The 18,480-nt window shown below is 74.1% G+C and carries 17 protein-coding genes and 1 pseudogene; 10 read left to right on the forward strand and 8 right to left on the reverse strand.

Annotation, left to right across the window (positions count from 1 at the left end; translation table 11 throughout):
• Positions 1 to 505 precede the first annotated feature (505 nt).
• Together ACSHWO_RS08575 and ACSHWO_RS08580 are read left to right on the forward strand one after the other, a co-directional pair.
• Positions 506 to 1,363: an alpha/beta fold hydrolase gene (locus tag ACSHWO_RS08575; RefSeq protein ID WP_438310902.1), complete on the forward strand. Its 858-nt coding sequence runs from the start codon at positions 506 to 508 to the stop codon at positions 1,361 to 1,363.
• Between the two features lie 264 nt (positions 1,364 to 1,627).
• Entirely contained in the window at positions 1,628 to 3,157 is a 1,530-nt protein-coding gene (locus ACSHWO_RS08580; protein ID WP_361089531.1) for a helix-turn-helix domain-containing protein, read from the forward strand.
• Positions 3,158 to 3,219: 62 nt separating this feature from the next.
• Here the strand turns inward: ACSHWO_RS08580 and ACSHWO_RS08585 are convergent, their stop codons facing one another.
• The 5 genes from ACSHWO_RS08585 to ACSHWO_RS08605 form a co-directional block, all read right to left on the reverse strand.
• Positions 3,220 to 4,914, reverse strand: a complete 1,695-nt coding sequence (locus ACSHWO_RS08585) for a DUF885 domain-containing protein (RefSeq protein WP_385805383.1) — start codon at positions 4,912 to 4,914, stop codon at positions 3,220 to 3,222.
• Between the two features lie 127 nt (positions 4,915 to 5,041).
• Positions 5,042 to 5,647, reverse strand: a complete 606-nt coding sequence (locus ACSHWO_RS08590) for a LuxR C-terminal-related transcriptional regulator (RefSeq protein ID WP_438310904.1) — start codon at positions 5,645 to 5,647, stop codon at positions 5,042 to 5,044.
• A 231-nt stretch (positions 5,648 to 5,878) separates the two neighbouring features.
• Positions 5,879 to 6,385, reverse strand: coding sequence for a GNAT family N-acetyltransferase (locus tag ACSHWO_RS08595; RefSeq protein ID WP_361089521.1), 507 nt, complete (start codon positions 6,383 to 6,385; stop codon positions 5,879 to 5,881).
• Complete coding sequence (locus tag ACSHWO_RS08600) at positions 6,378 to 7,670, reverse strand: MDR family MFS transporter (protein WP_438310907.1); 1,293 nt, start codon at positions 7,668 to 7,670, stop codon at positions 6,378 to 6,380. The genes ACSHWO_RS08595 and ACSHWO_RS08600 overlap by 8 nt, the downstream gene beginning before the upstream one ends.
• A gap of 10 nt (positions 7,671 to 7,680) precedes the next feature.
• Positions 7,681 to 9,861, reverse strand: coding sequence for a YcaO-like family protein (locus tag ACSHWO_RS08605; protein ID WP_385805386.1), 2,181 nt, complete (start codon positions 9,859 to 9,861; stop codon positions 7,681 to 7,683).
• A gap of 513 nt (positions 9,862 to 10,374) precedes the next feature.
• On the opposite strand from ACSHWO_RS08605, the gene ACSHWO_RS08610 reads away from it, so the two are divergent.
• The 4 genes from ACSHWO_RS08610 (at position 10,375) to ACSHWO_RS08625 (ending at position 12,858) form a co-directional block, all read left to right on the forward strand.
• Positions 10,375 to 11,475 (forward strand): M20 family metallopeptidase, encoded by a 1,101-nt coding sequence (locus tag ACSHWO_RS08610; protein WP_438310910.1) that lies wholly within the window; start codon positions 10,375 to 10,377, stop codon positions 11,473 to 11,475.
• A 90-nt stretch (positions 11,476 to 11,565) separates the two neighbouring features.
• A complete protein-coding gene (locus tag ACSHWO_RS08615; RefSeq protein ID WP_438310912.1) occupies positions 11,566 to 12,243 on the forward strand; it encodes a TetR/AcrR family transcriptional regulator in 678 nt (225 codons plus the stop codon).
• Between the two features lies 1 nt (position 12,244).
• Positions 12,245 to 12,406 (forward strand): hypothetical protein, encoded by a 162-nt coding sequence (locus tag ACSHWO_RS08620; protein ID WP_385805388.1) that lies wholly within the window; start codon positions 12,245 to 12,247, stop codon positions 12,404 to 12,406.
• Positions 12,403 to 12,858, forward strand: a complete 456-nt coding sequence (locus tag ACSHWO_RS08625) for a hypothetical protein (RefSeq protein WP_438310914.1) — start codon at positions 12,403 to 12,405, stop codon at positions 12,856 to 12,858. Before ACSHWO_RS08620 ends, ACSHWO_RS08625 begins: the two co-directional genes overlap by 4 nt.
• Positions 12,859 to 12,872: 14 nt before the next feature.
• Here ACSHWO_RS08625 and ACSHWO_RS08630 read toward each other — a convergent pair whose 3' ends face one another.
• Both ACSHWO_RS08630 and ACSHWO_RS08635 read right to left on the reverse strand, forming a co-directional pair.
• Complete coding sequence (locus ACSHWO_RS08630; RefSeq protein ID WP_438310916.1) at positions 12,873 to 13,433, reverse strand: YrhB domain-containing protein; 561 nt, start codon at positions 13,431 to 13,433, stop codon at positions 12,873 to 12,875.
• A gap of 3 nt (positions 13,434 to 13,436) precedes the next feature.
• Positions 13,437 to 14,195 carry a hypothetical protein gene (locus ACSHWO_RS08635; RefSeq protein ID WP_438310918.1) on the reverse strand — a complete coding sequence of 253 codons (759 nt, stop codon included), beginning with the start codon at positions 14,193 to 14,195 and terminating at the stop codon, positions 13,437 to 13,439.
• A 251-nt stretch (positions 14,196 to 14,446) separates the two neighbouring features.
• Here ACSHWO_RS08635 and ACSHWO_RS08640 point away from each other — a divergent pair, with 251 nt between their 5' ends.
• From ACSHWO_RS08640 to ACSHWO_RS08655, 4 genes and pseudogenes are all read left to right on the forward strand, one after another.
• Entirely contained in the window at positions 14,447 to 14,647 is a 201-nt protein-coding gene (locus tag ACSHWO_RS08640) for a ferredoxin (RefSeq protein ID WP_361089503.1), read from the forward strand.
• Positions 14,644 to 15,159, forward strand: coding sequence for an NUDIX domain-containing protein (locus ACSHWO_RS08645; protein WP_404239688.1), 516 nt, complete (start codon positions 14,644 to 14,646; stop codon positions 15,157 to 15,159). Before ACSHWO_RS08640 ends, ACSHWO_RS08645 begins: the two co-directional genes overlap by 4 nt.
• A pseudogene (locus ACSHWO_RS08650) lies at positions 15,051 to 15,386 on the forward strand (hypothetical protein); the annotation flags it as partial. The gene ACSHWO_RS08645 and the pseudogene ACSHWO_RS08650, both read left to right, overlap by 109 nt.
• Before the next feature lie 139 nt (positions 15,387 to 15,525).
• The gene (locus ACSHWO_RS08655) at positions 15,526 to 16,950 is read left to right on the forward strand and encodes a cytochrome P450 (protein ID WP_438310920.1); all 1,425 of its coding nucleotides are present in this window, start codon (positions 15,526 to 15,528) and stop codon (positions 16,948 to 16,950) included.
• Between the two features lie 274 nt (positions 16,951 to 17,224).
• On the opposite strand, the gene ACSHWO_RS08660 is transcribed toward ACSHWO_RS08655, so the two are convergent.
• Positions 17,225 to 18,478, reverse strand: coding sequence for a hypothetical protein (locus ACSHWO_RS08660; protein WP_438310923.1), 1,254 nt, complete (start codon positions 18,476 to 18,478; stop codon positions 17,225 to 17,227).
• Positions 18,479 to 18,480: the final 2 nt, after the last annotated feature.

The following is an 18,480-nucleotide window of genomic DNA, read 5'->3' on the forward strand; positions in this document are numbered from 1 at the left end:
GGCGCCGGCCGTCCTCCCCTGCGCCGGGTCCAGGCCGGCCGCGCGCACCAACGCCCGGACCTCGACCCCCGCGGTGCCCCGGTCGTCGCTCGCGGCCTTCCGGGTCTACGTGGACGAAGGCTTCGCGCCGCCGGCCGCGTCGGCGCCCGTGCAGCCCGTCAGGACCAGGGCCGGGGCGAGGGCCGTAGAGGCGGCCGGAACCGCCGCGGCCGCAGCCGGCCCCACGGCCCGCAGCCGTGGGGCGGCCGCCACCGTCGGAGTTCGCGCCGGCGGCACCCTCCCCTCACCCCTGCCCGACGGACGGGCAGCTCCAGGCCCGCTCCGGCACCATGGACGGCGCGCGAAACCGTCGCCCTCGCCGTCGCGGTTATGCCGGCCGGGACCGGTACCGCGGCCGCCGGCTCCGGCTCCGGCTCCGGCCCTGGCGACCGCGGACCGCAGCGCCGAGCCGGGCCGGAGGGAAATCCGGTTGCCCGGGGCCGGGCGGGCTGCGAGCGTCGCCCGCATGCCCGCCTTCAGCTCGTACGACGACACCCTGCTCGGCTACCGCGTCCTCTCCGGGCCCGGCCCGGACGACGGTCCCGACCTGGTCTGCCTGCCCGGCGGGCCGATGCAGGACTCCGCCTACCTCGGCGACCTCGGCGGCCTGTCCGCCCACCGCCGCCTGGTCCTGCTCGACCCCCGCGGCACCGGCACCTCCGCCGCGCCCGAGGACCCCGCCGGCTACCGCTGCGACCGGCAGGTCGAGGACGTCGAGGCGCTGCGCCGCCACCTGGGCCTGGAGCGGATGGACCTGCTCGCACACAGCGCCGGCGCCAACCTGGCCGTGCTGTACGCGACCCGGTACCCGCAGCACACCGGCCGACTGGCCCTGATCACCCCGAGCGTCGCCGCCACCGGCATCACGGTCGACGGCGAGCAGCGGCTGGCCGCGGCGCGGCTCCGCCGGGACGAGCCGTGGTTCCCGGCCGCCTTCGCGGCGCTGGAGCGCATCGTCGCGGGCCGGGCCGCCGCCGGCGACTGGACGGAGGTCGAGCCCTTCTTCCACGGCCGCTGGGACGAGGCGACCCGGCGGTTCGCCGCCGACGGCGAGGGCCGGAAGAACCAGGAGGCGGCCGCCGCGTTCGGCGGCGACGGCGCGTACGACCCGGCCGCGCTGCGCGCCGCACTCTCCCGGTTCGAGGCTCCGGTGCTCGTCCTCGCCGGGGAGCTCGACCTCCAGGGTCCGGTCCCGGTGATGACGGAGTACGCCGGCCTCTTCAAGGACGCCCGGCTCGCCGTCCGGCCCGGGGCAGGCCACTTCCCCTGGCGCGACGAACCCGCCGCGTTCGCCTCGACGGTGGCGGACTTCCTCGCGGGGTGAGCCGGCGCGGGCCGTCCCGGCGGTCGCGACAACTCCCGCCCCACGGGCGCCGGTTCGGCCCGCGTCGACAACTTGAACGGCCACGTATGTCACTCTTTGCCCGCATCAGAGACATAACGCCTTTTGCGCCCCGCCAGTCGGGTTCGTCGGCCGGCACGGGCCGCCACCCGTCCGGCCGCGGCATCCGGGGGAATTGACGGTCGGTGACACCCGAACACCCCACCCGACGCATAGCTCATCTCATATCTGAGATACGGTGCACCCATGGCAGACGACTACCTCGTACGCATCGGCAAGCTCATCCGTGACGCCCGGCAGCACCGGGGCTGGACACAGAGTCAGCTCGCGGAGGCCCTGGGCACCAGCCAGAGCGCCGTGAACCGCATCGAGCGCGGCAACCAGAACATCAGCCTTGAAATGATCGCCCGCATCGGCGAGGCGCTCGACAGCGAGATCGTCTCCCTGGGTTACTCCGGCCCGATGCACCTGAGGGTCGTCGGCGGCCGCCGCCTGTCCGGCGCCATCGACGTCAAGACGAGCAAGAACGCGTGCGTGGCCCTGCTGTGCGCCTCCCTGCTCAACAAGGGCCGCACGGTCCTGCGCCGGGTCGCCCGCATCGAAGAGGTCTACCGCCTGCTGGAGGTCCTGAGCTCCATCGGTGTCCGCGCCCGCTGGATCAACGACGGCGTCGACCTGGAACTCGTCCCGCCGGCCGAGCTCGACATGGACGCCATCGACGCGGAGGCGGCCGTCCGGACCCGGAGCATCATCATGTTCCTGGGCCCCCTGCTCCACCGCATGGACCAGTTCCGCCTGCCCTACGCCGGCGGCTGCGACCTCGGCACCCGCACCATCGAGCCGCACATGATCGCCCTGCGCCGCTTCGGCCTGGACATCACCGCGACCGAGGGCATCTACCACGCCAAGGTCGAGCCCGGCGTCAGCCCCGACCGCCCGATCGTGCTGACCGAGCGCGGGGACACCGTCACCGAGAACGCGCTGCTCGCCGCCGCCCGGCACGACGGCGTCACGGTCATCCGCAACGCCTCCTCCAACTACATGGTCCAGGACCTGTGCTTCTTCCTGGAGGCGCTCGGCGTCCGGGTCGACGGCGTCGGCACCACGACCCTGACGGTCCACGGCGTCCCCAACATCGACGTCGACGTCGACTACTCCCCGTCCGAGGACCCGGTCGAGGCGATGAGCCTCGTCGCCGCCGCCGTCGTCACGGAGTCGGAGCTGACGATCCGCCGGGTCCCGATCGAGTTCATGGAGATCGAGCTCGCGGTCCTGGAGGAGATGGGCCTCGACCACGACCGCTCGCCGGAGTACACCGCCGACAACGGCCGTACCCGCCTGGTCGACCTGACGGTCCGCCCGTCGAAGCTGGAAGCGCCCATCGACAAGATCCACCCGATGCCGTTCCCCGGGCTGAACATCGACAACGTCCCGTTCTTCGCGGCCATCGCGGCCACCGCCCAGGGCAAGACCCTGATCCACGACTGGGTGTACGACAACCGGGCGATCTACCTCACGGACCTCAACCGCCTCGGCGGCCGCCTCCAGCTGCTGGACCCGCACCGCGTCCTGGTCGAGGGCCCCACCCGCTGGCGTGCCGCCGAGATGATGTGCCCGCCGGCCCTGCGCCCGGCGGTGGTCGTCCTGCTCGCGATGATGGCCGCGGAGGGCACCTCGGTCCTGCGCAACGTGTACGTCATCAACCGCGGCTACGAGGACCTCGCCGAGCGCCTCAACTCGGTCGGCGCCCAGATCGAGACCTTCCGCGACATCTGACGCCGAACGGCGCCACCGTCCCCCTGTGTGCGGGGGGCGGCGGCGCCGGCGGGTGTTTTCCGTCAGAGCGCCGAGAGTTCGGCGAGCAGGTCGTCGAGGCCCAGTGAGCCCTGCGACAGCGCGGCCATGTGCCAGGCCTTGAGGTCGAAGTCCGCGCCGTGCCGGGCCCGGGCCGCCTCGCGGCCCGCGAGCCAGACCCGCTCCCCGAGCTTGTAGCCGATGGCCTGGCCCGGCATGCCCAGGTAGCGGGTGATCTCGCTCTCCACGTAGTCGGCCGGACGGCTGGTGTGCCGGCCCAGGAACTCCTGGGCCAGCCCCGGCGTCCAGCGCTCGCCCGGGTGGAACGGGGAGTCCCCGGGGATCTCCAGCTCCAGGTGCACGCCGATGTCGACGACGACGCGGACGGCCCGCATCATCTGCGCGTCCAGGTAGCCCAGCCGCCGCTCGGGGTCGGTCAGGAAGCCCAGCTCGTCCATCAGGCGCTCGGCGTACAGCGCCCAGCCCTCGGCGTTGGCGCCGACGCAGGCCACGGTGGTCTGGTAGCGGGAGAGGCGGTCGGCGACGTGCGCCCACTGGGCCAGTTGCAGGTGGTGGCCCGGCACGCCCTCGTGGTACCAGGTGGTGACCAGGTCGTAGACCGGGAAGCGGGTCTGCCCCATCGTGGGCAGCCAGGTGCGTCCGGGCCGGGAGAAGTCCAGCGACGGCTCCGTGTAGTAGGGGGCGGCGGCACTGCCCCGCGGGGCGATGTGCGACTCGACCCGGCGTACCCGCTCGGCGAGTTCGAAGTGGGTGCCGTCCAGCCTGTCGATGGTGTCGTCCATCAGCGCCTGGAGCCACTGCCGGGTCTCCTCCACCCCCTCGACGGCCTCCCCGTGCCGGTCGCACCACGCCAGCGCCTCCCAGGGGGTGCCGGCGCCCGGCAGGACCCTTTCGGCCTCGGTGCGCATCTCGGCGAGCAGCCGGTGGAACTCCGACCAGCCGTACGCGTACGCCTCGTCGAGGTCGAGGTCGGCGCCGTTGTGATGGCGGGCGAGACGGACGTAGCGCTCCCGGCCGACGACGTCCGGTGCGCCCTCGACGGCCGGGGCGTAGCCGTCACGGAGCCAGTCGCGCAGGTCCGCGAGGGCGCCGGTGGCCACTGCGGCGGCCTTGGTGAGCTCGCCCCGCAGCCGTTCGGGACCTGGATCGGTGAGGTCAGCGAAGAAGCTCCGGTCCGTGCCGACCCATTCGGTCAACTGACCGACGACGGCCGCGACCTGCCGCGGCCCTGCGGGCAGCGCGCGGGCGAGGCCGGCCTCCAGCGAGGCCCGGTAGCCCGCCAGGGCGTCCGGCACGGCGCGCAGCCGTCGAGCGATCGCCGCCCAGTCCTCGTCCGTCTCCATGGGCGTGAGGGTGAAGGCGTCACGGACCTGGTGCAGCGGTGACCCGAGGTTGGCGACCGCCCGCAGGCCCTCGCCCGCCTCGTCCACGGCGAGTTCGGCGGTGAGCCGCTCGCGCAGCAGCCGGGCGCAGCGGCGCTCGGCCGTGTCGTCCGCGCCGGGAGCGGCCTCGGCCTCGGCGAGCTGCCGCAGGGTCGTACGGGCCAGCCCGGCGACCGCCTCCCGGCCCTGCGGGGAGAAGTCGGGGAGCCGGTCGGAGCTTCCGGCGACGCCGAGGAAGGTGCCGACGACCGGGTCGAGTGCGACGAGGGCGTCGACGTGGGCGTCGGCCACCTGGCGGGGCAGCCGACCACCCGTGGGATTACTGGAAAGGGACATGCGAGCCGTCCTTGTACCCGTTCTTCTGCGATATCAGCCGGACAGGGGAAGTCGATGCCTGCGCCGCGACGGACGTGTCGTGCATCCGTCGCCGTGCGTCCGTCAGGGTGGCGTTCCGCACGGGGGATCAGATCCATTCCCGGTTGCGGGCGATGCGCAGCGCATCGATGCGGGTGCGTGCACCCGTGTTGACGACGATGGTCGAAATGTAGTTGCGGACCGTCCCTTCGGACAGGGAGAGCCGTGCGGCGATCTCCTCCACCGTGTCGCCGCGGTCGAGGTGTTCCAGCACGGACAACTGCCGGGGGGTCAGCGGGCAGTCCCCGTTGGACACGGCCGCGACCGCCAGCTCGGTGTCGAAGGCCCGCTCGCCCCGGTGCACCAGGTGCACGGCCTCGAAAAGGCGCTCGGGCGGGGCACTGCGCCGCACCATTCCGTCGATCTCCCCGGTGAAGGCCCTGCGGACGACCGGCCGGACGCAGGCGGTGGCGACCAGCAGCGTACGGACGCCCGGAAGGATGGCGATCTTCTCCGCGATGTCGACGGTTTCCTCGTCCCGGCCGTCGAAACTGACGAGCACGACGTCGGGCCGGTTGAGTTCGGCGAACTCGAGTGCGGCGTAGACGTTGTCCGCCGAACCCACGATCCGGATGTCCGGACACCGTTCCAGTAATGCCGTGAGCGCATATCGGGACAGGGTGAGGTCATCGTGGACCAGCACATCGACACTCATTCGATTCCCCCTGTGAATTGAGACGATGCGGCGACAGCGTGGCCGTGGGGCCGCTGAACGAGCACGACCCGGGAGTCGCGGGCATACCGGACACCCTTGCACGGGGAGGCGCTCCCGCCGCCGAAACGACCGCCGCCTCTGTCAGCTCGCGCCGGGCGTGCGCCGGCGGGGGCGGCACCGGGGGAACGGCGTCGGCCCCGGCGGGGTGCCGGGGCCGAACGGAGGCGTTCGCTACGGCAGCGGTCCCAAAGGGAGGGCCAGGAGGTCCACACCGTCCGGTGGACCGCCCAGTTCGCCGACCTTCGTCCAGCCCCACCGCCGGTACAGGTCGCGCGCCGACGCCCTGCTCGACGCGGCGAGGACGGCGAACGGCTCGGTGCGGTCGGCCAGCAGCAGGTCCAGCAGTTCGCGGCCGTGCCCGCGGCCCCGCGACTCCCGGACGACCGCGAGCTCGTAGACGTAGAACAGCGGACGGCGCAGCCACGGCGGCGCGGGCGCGGTGGCGCGCGGGTGCCACCACCCCTCCTCGCGGTGGACTCCGTAGGCGAACCCGGTGAGCGCGCCGCCGTCGGCGACGGTGGTCACGGAGAAGCCGGGCAGCGCCGCGTGGCCGGCCAGCTGGCGGGCGAAGCCGTCCGCGGCCGCCGCGTCCTCGTGGTACGGCGGCTCGCGGTAGACCCGGTGGTAGACGTCGCGGAACGCTTCGGGGCTGCGGACCTCGGACCCGCGCTCAGGCATCGACGGTCTCGCGCTGGACGTGCGCGGGCAGCACCCGGTGCAGTCGCCGGAGCACCACGATCGCGGCGAGGCAGCACAGGCACAGCGCGAGCCAGGGCAGGCCCGCCCCGCGTGCCAGCAGCCAGGTGAACACGGTGGGCGCCAGCACCCGGGCCAGGCTCCACATCAGCTCCTCCGACCCCAGGTACCGGCCGCGGAGGTGTTCCGCGGCCATCCCCACGATCAGTGCGCTGCTGGTCGGGGCCTGGAGCAGCTCCGCGACCGTGAAGACGACCATGCCCAGCACGAGCCCGCCGAAGGCCAGCCCGGTGTGGTCGCCGGGCACCGCGGCGAACAGGCCGAAGGACACCATCCACAGGACGGCCGCCACCTGGAGCACCGCGGGCCGCCGGTACCGTTCGACCGCCTTGGCCAGTGCGGTCTGCGCCAGCACCACCATGACGGTGTTGATCGCGAACAGCATGCCGGGCTGCCACGCCGGCAGCCCGCGCGCCTCGATCACGTACGCGCTCAGCAGCAGGGTCAGCGCGAGGTCGCACAGCGCGAACACCCCGACGGTGGCCAGGACTCCGAGGAACGCCCGGTCGGCGAGCACCTCCCGGTACCCGCCGCGGCGCTCCTGCGGAGCCTCCCCGGCCGGGGCCGGGGGCTGGGGCTGGGGCTGGGCCTGGTCGGCTCCGTCCCCGGCAGGGCGGGGCGCAGCGGTCCGGCGCCAGGTCGCGACCAGCCCGGCCGCGAGGAGGAACGAGACGGCGTTCAGCGCGACCACGGCGGTGTAGCCCGAGGTGCCGCCCCAGCCGACGAGGGTGCTGCCCACCAGTCCGCCGGCGCCGATCCCGGCGTTGCGCAGGGAGCGGTCCATCGCGTACCAGCGCGCCCGGTGCCCGTCGTCGGCCACCTGCGCCACCAGCGCGAAGACCGCGGGCCGGAACAGGCTGTCGCCCCACAGGGTGGCCGTGACCAGCAGCACCAGCTGCCAGGGGGTGTCGGTGAACACGTAGGCGGTGAAGGTCAGGACGCGGATCAGGTTGCTCGCGACGAGCACGCCCCGCGGCCCGAACCGGTCGATCAGCCGGCCCCCGAGCGGTCCCGCGGGCAGCGAGAGCAGCGCGCCGGTGGACAGCATCAGGCCGACCGTGGTCAGGGGGATGCCCTTGGCCGCGTGGAAGTACACGACGGCGAACGGGAGGAAGAGCCCGGTGCCCAGGGCGTCGACGACCTGGGCGACGATCAGGGGCCTGCGGCCCTTGGTGTTCGGCAGGCCGAGTGTGTCGGTGACAGCCATCGGTTATCCCTCACGCGTGGGGCAGTGGGAAGACGTTGAACTCCTCCTCGGCCAGCGGGTGCGACCGCCAGCCGAGCCGGACGCCGGCGCTGCCGATCCTGCCGTCGCCCCACATGGGCATCCCGGCGGGGAAGTTCGACACGAGGCCGGGCACGATCGTGTGGGCGGCGCTGAACCCGGCCGCTTCGGCGTCACAGGTCGTCAGGTCGACGCTGATCACTTCGAATCCGCGGGCCTCGACCCGTTCGCGGTACGCCGAGAGGCTCCGCTGCGGGAGGGCGGGCAGTCCGTCCCAGGCGCGGGTGGGGAGGTCCCGGACCCAGGGTGCGACCCGCTCCTGGGCCCGCGGGTCGAGGTGGAGCTGCTGCTGGCACAGCAGGTCGCGGACGTCGGCGAAGTCCGGGCGGTACGAGTCGAGGTAGCGCCGGTCGGCGCGGTACGGCTTGAGGTTGCCCAGGTGGGGCAGCTCCGCCAGGCCGCCCGCCAGTGCCTTGTCGTCGTCGAGGAAGTGGCAGGTGTGGTGCAGGGTGAAGCCTTCGGCGAGGGCCTTCTCCGCCGCTTCCTGCGGGTCGGGACGGGTGGCGAAGCCGATGGCCAGCCAGCCGTGCGCGCGGTCGCGCACGACCGCGGCGAGCACCGGGACGTCGAACTCGTTGTCCAGGTGGATGAGGGTGACGTCGTAGGCGTCCGCGCTGTCGGCGACCAGCCCGCGGATGCGGTCGGGGACCGGCAGCCGGGGGAGGCGGGCGGCGTTGGCCCACCAGAGCATGGTGGTGTCGCGCTCGATCACCTCTTCGAGCCCCGAGGTGACGGCGTGCTCCTCGGTCACCCCGCAGGCCACGCCGGCCACCAGAGGGTCGGAGTAGGCGACCGGGTCGTGTTCTCCGTGGGCGACCAGGAAGGCGGGCACCCACACCGGCTCGCCGGTCGTCCACGAGCGGCCCTCGACCCAGGCGCACTCCGCGTCCACGGTCAGCGGCGCGAAGGGGAAGCCCTCGCTGCGGTACTGCCGCTGCGAGTACAGGTGCAGCCGTCGCGGGTCGAGTGCGGGCACCCCGGCCCGGCGCAGCTGGGCGTGGCTGCCGAACCGGAGGCGGTCCTCGGGCAGTCGGCTGCCGCAGTAGCGTTCGACCGCCTCGCCGACGGCGCTGCGGCGGGCGGCGTCGAAATCGGACCAGGACGTGCCGAACGCCTGCCGGTCGTTGGGCCAGTCCGCGACGCGCCGCATGTCGGCGACGTCCACGGCGCACACCCGCAGCTGCGCGGGCATGCCGGGGCGGGGCGCCAGCTCCTGGACGCCGGTCACCACGCCGACCTGGTCGTCGACGAGGAGGTCGGCCTCGGCGTCGCCGCGCACCACGGGCCGCGGGCGCGTCGGGACCGGCAGGACGGTGCGCTCGACGCGGCCGAACCGGCGGGGGTCGAGCTCGACCTCGCCGACGGTGGCCTCGCCGGTGATCCAGCGCTCCAGGCAGGTGGCCAGCTGCGCCGCGGTCCAGCGGACGTCGCCGGCGCGAAGCCGGCGGCCGGTCGGCTGCGGCGCGGCCCGCACGGCCTCGACGATCCTCGGGTCGTGCGCCGCGGAGAGGCGGCGGTCCAGCACGTCGGCGAAGTCCGCCGTCACACCGGGGATGACGGCGGGGCCGAGGACGGCCCGGCCGCGTTCGTGGCGCAGCGGCAGCCAGCGCAGGCCGAGCCGGGCGCACAGCTCGTCGATGCGGCTCAGTTCGCGGTGGGCGGGGTGCGAGAAGGCGGCGACGAGCACGGTGTCGCGGACGTCGACGGCGGACAGGTCGTCCGGGGCCGGCCCGACGCGTGCGTAGCCGGTGGCGCCCAACGCGTGGGCGAGGGGGGCGGTGAGGTCCGGAGCGCCGGTGACGAGGACCGTGGTGCGCGCCACGCGCGCCGCCCGCTCGGCGTCCAGGGCGGCCTCGGCGGGGCGCAGACAGCCGTCGTGCCGCAGGACGTCGAGCACTTCGGCGTATTCGGGGGCCATTCCCGCCAGGAGTTCGCTGCGGGTCCTGGTTCCGTCGCAGCGCGCCAACCACGCGCGGAACTCGGCCGGCGGGGCGGAAATGTAGAACTGCCCGCCGTTCGGGGTGGCGAGGAAGCACAGATCCGGTTCGAGGTCGTATATCTCGGCGTCCACGAGTTCCAAGGCGGTGTCGTCCGCCGGCATTTCAGCCCCCATGGAAATGACTCCTTATACAAAGGGCCACGGTCCCGGGTGGAACCCGGGACCGTGGTCGAAGGACCTCAGAAGGTCACCGTCACTTGGCGACCGAGCGGTTGTGCACGACGGCGCGGTTGTGGACGACCGCACGGTTGTGGACGACGGCACGGTTGTGCACGACGGCGGTGACGACGTTGGCCTTGACGGTCGAGATCATCGGAATACCTCCCGTTTAGCTGTCGGTGACGGGAAAAACGTTACGGGTATTCACCGCGGCTGCCCAGGTGTATTCCTCACGTATCTTTATGGATACTGCACGGGTCGCGGGAGTCGCGGTCCGGGAATGCGTCAGGTCCAACCCGCCGACGACGGTGCGCAGTTCGCGGCGGAGGGCCGGGCGGCGCTCGACCGGGGAAACCGGGGGCGGGCCCTTCCCACCGGGTCCGCCCCTCCGTCGCACGGCCGTGCGGCCCTTTGCGGCCCGCTGCGGCGCTCGAGCCGCGCTACGGGCGCGCGGATTAGGCTTCGCACATGACGATGCAGAAGACAGGCCGTGTGAGTGTGGAAGCGATGCTCGAGGACCTCAGGACGCTCGTCGAAACCGAGTCGCCGTCGCGCGACCCCGATGCCCTGACCGCTTCGGCGAAGGCCGTCGCCGGCGTCATCGAGCACCGCCTCGGCGGGCACGCCGTCCTCGTCGACAGCGAGGCCGGACCGCACGTGCACTGGTCGGGCGGCGGCGAGCCCAAGGTCCTGATCCTCGGCCACCACGACACGGTGTTCCCGCTCGGCACCCTGGAGCGGCGCCCGTTCGCCGTCGAGGACGGGCACGCGACCGGCCCCGGGGTCTTCGACATGCTCGGCGGCCTGGTGCAGGCCGTGCACGGGCTGGCCGCCCTCGACGACCGGTCGGGCGTGGAGATCCTGGTGACCGCCGACGAGGAGGTCGGCTCCCGGTCCTCGCGGGCGCTCATCGAGGAACGGGCCCTGGCCTGCGGGGCGGTGCTCGTGGTCGAGGGCGCCGCGGACGGCGGCGGCCTGAAGACGGGCCGCAAGGGCTGCGGCTCCTTCCACGTCTCCATCACGGGCCGGGCCTCGCACGCCGGCCTCGAACCCGCCGCCGGGGTCAACGCCCTGGTCGAGGCGGCGCACCAGGTGCTGGACATCACGGCGCTCGGCCGGCCCGGCATCGGCACCACGGTCACGCCGACCGTCGCCGCCGCGGGCACCCTGGACAACGTCGTCCCCGCGGAGGCCACCGTCACCGTCGACGTGCGGGTGGAGTCGGACGACGAGAAGGAGCGCCTCGAATCGGCCTTCGCCGCGCTGACCCCGCACCTCGACGGGGCGGAGATCACCGTGGAGGGGTCCATCGGCCGGCCCCCGATGCCCGAGTCGGCTTCGACCGAACTCTTCGCGCTGGCACGTGAGTTGCTGCCGGGCCTCGAAGGCCGGGCGGTCGGCGGCGGCAGCGACGGCAACTTCACCGCCGCCCTGGGCGTGCCCACCCTCGACGGGCTCGGCGCGGTGGGCGGCGGAGCCCACGCCGACCACGAGTACGTGGTGGTCGGGGCGATGGCCGAGCGCGCGCAGCTGGTGGCCGGCCTGGTCACCGCCCTCCAGAACGCCTGACGCGGATACCAGGGCCGGCACCGGGGACGTCGCCCACCTCGCCGCACCCATGGGGTAGACACTGTCTACTCACCCTGGTAGACAGTGTCTATGGACCGTGAGGGCTCCCTGCGGGAGCGACTGATCGACGTCGGCGTGGAACTCGTGCTGACCGAGGGCTCCGCATCGCTGGGGCTGCGCGAGATCGCCCGCCGGGCGGGGGTGTCGCACGGAGCGCCGCGCCGGTACTTCCCCACGCACCACGCCCTGCTGTCCGCGATCGCCCGGCGCGGCTTCGAGGACCTCGCGGCCCGGGTCGGCGCCGCGGTCGCCGGGGCGCCCTCTGCGCGGGCCCAGCTGCGGGCTGCCGCGCGGGTGTACATCGGCTACGCGCTGGAGCGCCGCGGCATGTTCGAGCTGATGTTCCGGCACGACCTCCTCGACAGCGAGCGGCACGCGTCGGGCGAGCGGCAGCTGCGGGAGTCGACGGTCCCGATGTTCGAGGGCATCGTCGCCCTCGTCGCCCGGTGCGGCGCGGATCAGGGCACCGCGAGCCTCCCCGGCGCGGTGGCCGCGCCCCCGCCCCCCGCCGTCACGGCCGCGGCCCTGTGGTCGAACCTGCACGGTATCGCCCAACTCTGGTCGTGGGGCAGCCTGCAGCTCGTCCTCGGCGCCCCGGCACCGGACGCCCCGCCGGGCGGCGACCCGCTCGACCGGATCATCACGGCGGCACTGGACGCCCACCTGGGCCCCGACCGCCCGGGAACCCACGACGCGAAGGGCAAGTGACATGCACACCGACCCCGCAGACGACTTCGACACCTCGGAGATGCTGCGCCAGGTGTTCCTGCGCGCACTGACCGTCCCGCCCCCGCAGGATCGGAGCGGCGGCCGCGCGCCCGAGCCCGCCAGCGCCGGCGGCCGGCTCCGGGCCGAGGACGTCTCGCCGTGAGCCGGCGCCTCCCGGTGGCGGGTGCGGCGGTCGCCGGCGCCTTCACCGGATGGTGGGCGACGGGCCTGTGGCAGTGGGCCGTCGAGTCGCACGAGCGGTCCTGCGCGGACAGCACCGCGCTGTGCCTGACGCCCTATCCGTTCGCCGGCTTCGCCAGTTGGCTGGTCCTGGCCCTGGCCGTGTCCTTCTTCGCGCTGCGGCCGCCGGGCGTCGGGACCCGGGCGGCGACCGTCCCCGCCAGCGTGTTCCTGCAGACGTTCTCCCTGGCGGTGCTCGCCGTGTTCTCCCGGGAGGAGTACGTGGAGCTGTCCGCGGTGGTCCTGGCGCTGCTGGGCATCGGACCGGCGCTCGTCGCCATGTGCACGGTGCCCGGATGGCGCCGCGGCGGAGTCGCCGGCCTCGGAGTGCTGCTGGCCGCGGGGCTCGTGTCGTACGTCTGCACGGTCGGCTGACGGAGCCGGGGCCGCTATCGGACCGGGCCGGCCACCGTCTCGATGGGCGGGGGCGGCGACGGATCCTCCCGGCGGGTCAGGTCCGCGAGTTCCTCCGGCGGTTCGGCGCCGTCCCGGACGGCCGCCACATAGGCCTTCGCCTCCAGGAGGCCCAGCCGCGGGGCCTCCCTGCGCAGATGGCCCATCGCGGCCACGGCCCCGGCGGAGTGCACGAGCGCGCGCACCGCGGCGGCCAGTGGATCGGGCCGCGGGGTGCCCCGGTGGCGGAGGTACTGGTCCTCCCAGCCCCCGCCGTCCCACCAGACGGCGGGGACGTGGTGGATGCTCCCGTCGTACCGGTCCACCAGGTAGTGGCCGCCGACGAAGCTGCCGGTCCTGCCGGTCCCGGCGGCGCGGCGGGCCTGCTCCGCCGAGCGCCAGAAGACGAGCCAGCCGACGCCGTGCTCCTCCACGTGGTAGAGGTCCGGAGTCGGGGGCGGCCCGCTCCACGGCCATGTCGGCAGCTCCCCCTCCAGGAAGGAACCGACGAGCTCGACGGCGCGTTCCCGGGATATCACGTCCTCGTCCTCCGCCACGGGTCAGCCGGCCTTCGGCAGGGCGGTGAGGATGCGGTCGGGCCGGCCGGCGTCACGGGCCCCGAGGGTCGGGTAGAAACGCCACTCGCCGTCGCGGAGCTCGGCGACCGGGTCGGACCAGTCCTGGTGCGGTTCGGGGTCCACGACGTGCGTGGTGGCGGTGGTGACGTCGCGGATCACCAGCGAGAGGATCGCGATCGTGCCCATGCCGACGTGCCCCTGCAAGGGGTGGTCGTCCGGGCCGGACGTCTCCGTGACGTAGAAGCGGCCGTCCACCCAGTAGCCGGTCTGGTCCAGGAAGCCCGGAGCCTCCACCCGGACCCCGTCCACCCAGAGCATCACCCGGGACCACGGGCCCTGGACCGTCACCGCGCGGTGTCGGTCGTCAGCGGTGAACGCGGCCCGGATCCCGAACCGGCTGTAGCAGTCCCAGAAGTCGCTGCAGGCCCCGGCCACCGGGCCCTGGCGCAGTGACGGCCGCTCGCCCGCGGGCGGCGGCACGGGGTCCTGCGAGCAGGTCTGCGGCTCCCGGCAGGAGCGGTCGATCCGGCGGCTGCAGCCGAGGCCGAGCGCCGCGAAGTCGCGGGGGGACAGCCGGGAGAGCAGCTCGCCCAGGCGCTCGCAGTACGCCTCCTCGCCGATCCGGTCGGTCTGCTCGGCCGCCTGCGCCCACCACTGCCGGACCGCGCGCACTCCGGGCGAACGGCTCAGCCGGTCCTGCCACGGGTCGACTTCCGGATCCGGCGGTCCCGGCGACCGCACGGTGTCGGGCCCCGCGCCCGCCCCCGCCCTGTTCCCCCGCCTGCGCCTCGGCCACATCGCGCACCACCCCCCGCGGCCGATCGTATGCTCCGGCCGCCTCCGGACGCCCGCGCATTGTGGCGCCGAGCGGGTCTCCCGGGCTGGTCCGAAGGGGTGGTTGTCGGGGCGACTCGCCGGTCCCGGGGGCCGTGGCGGCGATCATGGGCAGCACGCATGCGACCGCGTGCAACGGGATCTCAGAAGGGCCGGCCATGTCCGACAGGATCACGATCGACACCGACGTGTGCATCGGCAGCAGCCAGTGCGCTCTGCGTGCGCCCACGGTGTTCACCAGCGACGACGACGGCTTCGGGATGGTGATTCCCGGGCGCGAGGACGGCGGCGGCGACCCCATGCTGAAGGAGGCCGCCCGGGCCTGTCCCGTCCAGGCGATCACCCTTCCCGGCGCGTGACCCCGCGCGTGACCTCCGGCTGGCTGCCGCCCGAGGAGTTCGCCGCCACCCTGCCCAAGGCGTCCGCGTTCGCCTGCCTGTTCTTCACCGACGAACAGGAGCGGCCGGTGCAGCTGCGGGCGGTGTACTCGCGCAACCACCCGTGGCAGTGGCCCGGCGGCTGCATGGAGGAGGGCGAACGGCCCTGGGAGACCGCGCTGCGCGAGTGCCGGGAGGAGACCGGCATCGTCCACGGCGGCCCGCCGCGGCTCCTGGCCACGGTCTTCGGCCTGCCGGGCAGGCGGTGGCCGCTCAGCTCGATCGGCTTCGTCTTCGACGGGGGCCGGCTCACCGCCGAGCAGATCGGGCGCATCACCCTGGACCCGGCCGAGCACGACGACGTACGGGCGCTGCCGCCCGACCGGTGGCGGGCCCTGATGCCGCCCCGGGACTTCGCACGGCTGGAGGCCGCCATGGAGGCCCGCCGGACCGGGACCGCCACGTACTTCGACACCTGGGACTGGGGGGACTGAGCCCGGCCGGACGACGCCACCCCGCCCCCGTCGGCCCCGAAGCCGACGGCCTCGCAGCCCGCCTCCGGCGGCGGGTCCGGCGGGTCCGGCGGGTCCGGCGGGTCCGGCGGCTCCTCGGGCGGCGGTGTCGTCGTGTACGAGGGCTGCGCGGAGGCGAGGGCGCGGGCGCGACCCCCGTCCGGCGCGGGCGGCCGGGCTACGGCCGCAACCTCGACCGCGACGACGACGGCATCGCCTGCGGCACCCGGCCCGAACTGGTGAACTGGGGATTGGCCGGTTTCGGCCCGACGGTCCGGCGGATCTCGCCTGCCCGGGCGGGAGCGTGCAGAATCGGCCTGTCGGTGACGGTGTCGAGGGGCGGCGGCTATGGCAGCAGTGGAATCGCAGGCGCGGGCGGGCCGGGGTCCCGGCGCGGAGGTGCCCTCGCTGGAGGGGATCCCGCTGCTGGGCTCCCTGCTGGACCTGAAATCGGACTCGCTCGGCACCTACCTGCGCGCCCAGGCGCAGCACGGCGACGTCGTCCGCATCACCGCGGGCCCGCCCGGGCTGCGGGCGGAGCTGTACTGCGTGTTCTCCGCCGAGGGCGCCCAGCAGGTCCTGGCCTCGCAGTCGGCCAACTTCCGCAAGGACAACACCTTCTACCAGGAGCTCCGGGAGTCCTTCGGCAACGGCCTGCTGACCAGCCAGGACGAGGACTACCTGCGCCAGCGGCGGCTGGTGCAGCCGCTGTTCACCAAGCGGCGCGTGGACGGCTACGCCGGCGCCGTCGCCGAGGAGACGCAGGCCACGCTCACGGCGTGGGAGCAGGCCCCCGGCGGGATCGTCGACGTCTCCGACGAGATGATGGAACTCGCCCTGCGCGCGGTCGCCCGCATCCTCTTCGGCACCGACGTGGACGCCACCGTCGACGTCGTCGACCGGTGTTTTCCGGTCATCACCGAGTACGTGCTGCGTCGCGGCTACTCCCCCGCCAACGTCCCGCGGAACTGGCCCACGCCCGGCAACCGGCGGGCCGCCGCCGCGATGGACGAGCTGTACGCCGTCTGCGACCGGATCATCGCCGAGCGGCGCACCGCGGGCACCGGCACCGGCTCCGGCACGGGCACGGGTTCCGGGGCGGGCGAGGACCTGCTGAGCCTGCTGTCCGCCGCCGGCAGCACGCAGGACGGCGAGTTCGACGCCGCCGAGCTGCGCGACCAGGTGCTGATCTTCCTGCTGGCGGGGCACGAGACGACCGCGACCTCCCTCGCCTTCTCCCTGCACCTGCTGGGCCGGCACCCCGAGCACCAGGCGCGGGCCCGCGAGGAGGTCCTGCGCGTCCTGGGCGACCGTACGCCCGAGGCCGCCGACCTGGAGCGGCTGCCGTACCTCACCCAGGTCCTGAAGGAGGCGATGCGGCTCTACCCGGCGGCCCCGGTCATCGGCCGCAGCGCCGTCGACGCCACCGAGATCGGGGGACACGCCGTCCCGGCGGGTTCGAACGTGATCCTGGCCCCGTGGGTGACCCACCGCAACCCGCGGTACTGGCCGGACCCGGAGCGCTTCGACCCGGACCGGTTCAGCCCGGAGGCGGAGGCCGAGCGGCCCCGCTACGCCTGGTTCCCGTTCGGCGGCGGCCCCCGCGCCTGCATCGGGCAGCACTTCTCGATGCTGGAGTCGGTGATCGCGCTGGCGATGCTGCTGCGGGCGTACGAGTTCGAGGCCGTGGACACCGAGGTCCCGGTCAGCGCCGGGATCACCCTGCGCACCCACGGGCCGACGCGCTGCCGGATCCGGAGTACGGCCGCGTAGCCGCGGTCCGCGGCGCTCATGGGCCGAGTGAGCGAGGACCCTGGGGAGCCTGTCCCCGTACGCGCGCAGGCCGCCCCGCGCGATACTGCCCGGCTCCCCGGCCGGGCCGCACCTGCTGCGGCGGCTCGCGGAGTTCTGCCTGATCCGGTTCCTGATCGCCCTGCCGGACGACCTCGCCGGCGCGCCGGCCGCCCTGGGGACGCGGCCCGCCTGCGTGCGGACCTCACCGGCTGAGCGTCGGGGGCGCCGGCTGAGCGTCGGGGGCGCCGCCCGGCTACACCAGCACCCCCGCGAAGAACATCGCCCCCAGCAGGGCGTACTGGACGAGGCAGCACACCAGCAGGAGCGCCTGGAGCCACCGGGGCAGCTCCTTGACGAGCACCAGCCCGACGAACATCTGCGCGTGGTTGCGGTACCAGGACATCTCGGCGCCCGCGAAGAACGGAACCAGGAAGATCACCACGGTCAGGACCAGGGCGGCCCACTCCTCGACCGCGAGCCGGCGGTCCCGGACGAGCCGGAGCACGGCCGCGGCGGCCACGAGCAGGACGAGGGCCGCGTTCAGCCAGAACTGGGGCCGGTGGGCGGCGAGGGCGTGGTCGACCAGCCACGGCAGCCGCCCCTCGGGGGTGTACCAGCGGCCGAACGGGAAGTCGTAGGACTTCCGCATCTCGGTGAAGGGCTGGCGCAGGCCGCCCTGCCCGTAACTGGAGGCCTGGATGGCCTCGTACGCGTCCCAGCGGCCCGTGGCCCGCCACATCAGCCACTTGGCCCAGAGCACGCCGCAGGCGGCGACGGCCGCCGCCAGCCCGGCCTTGGCGCACCGCACCGGCCGGGTGTCCCCGGGCCAGGCGAAGAACGCGCTCAGCAGCAGCATGGCGACGACGGCGGCCGCGCCGACCAGGTGGCAGGCCGCGGCCACGAAGCCGCCGGCGGCGGCCAGCGGCCAGGAGCCGCGCTTCACCCCGGCGGTGCAGACGAGCAGCGCCAGTGTGCCGAGGGCGATCGGGAACATCGCGTGGAAGTAGACGCCGCCCGGGAAGACCGCGCCGACGGCGAGGGTGAGGCCGGTGGCCCAGGTGGGGCGGGCGCCCATCAGCCACCACAGCACGGCGAAGATCCCGAGCAGCGCCGCCTCGGTGACGACCACGGCGGCGGTCTCGTAGGAGAGCCCGGTGGCGGACAGCACCCGGACCGCCATGGGGTAGCCGGGGAACCAGGCGGCGTTCCCGCACAGGACGTCGGGGAAGTCCGGGTGGCGTTCCCGGCACCGGAACAGCTCGTAGCCGGTCCTGGCGATGGACAGGTAGTGCTCGGAGTCCCAGCGGCGGCGGCTTCCCGTGGACCAGTAGGAGACGGCGGACCCGTCGCCGGCCACGGAGGCCGCCGCGACCAGCCAGGTGACGACGTTGGAGAGCAGCCATGCGGCGAGCGGGGGCAGCCATGCCGAGGGCCGGAGCAGCTGGGCGGGCCGCCGGTCGCGGCGCGCCGGCCGGTCGGGGGCGGCCGGTGCGGGGTCAGCGTTCACGT

This window comes from Streptomyces pallidus (ex Mingjun et al. 2026), from assembly GCF_051550185.1.
GTDB lineage: Bacteria > Actinomycetota > Actinomycetes > Streptomycetales > Streptomycetaceae > Streptomyces.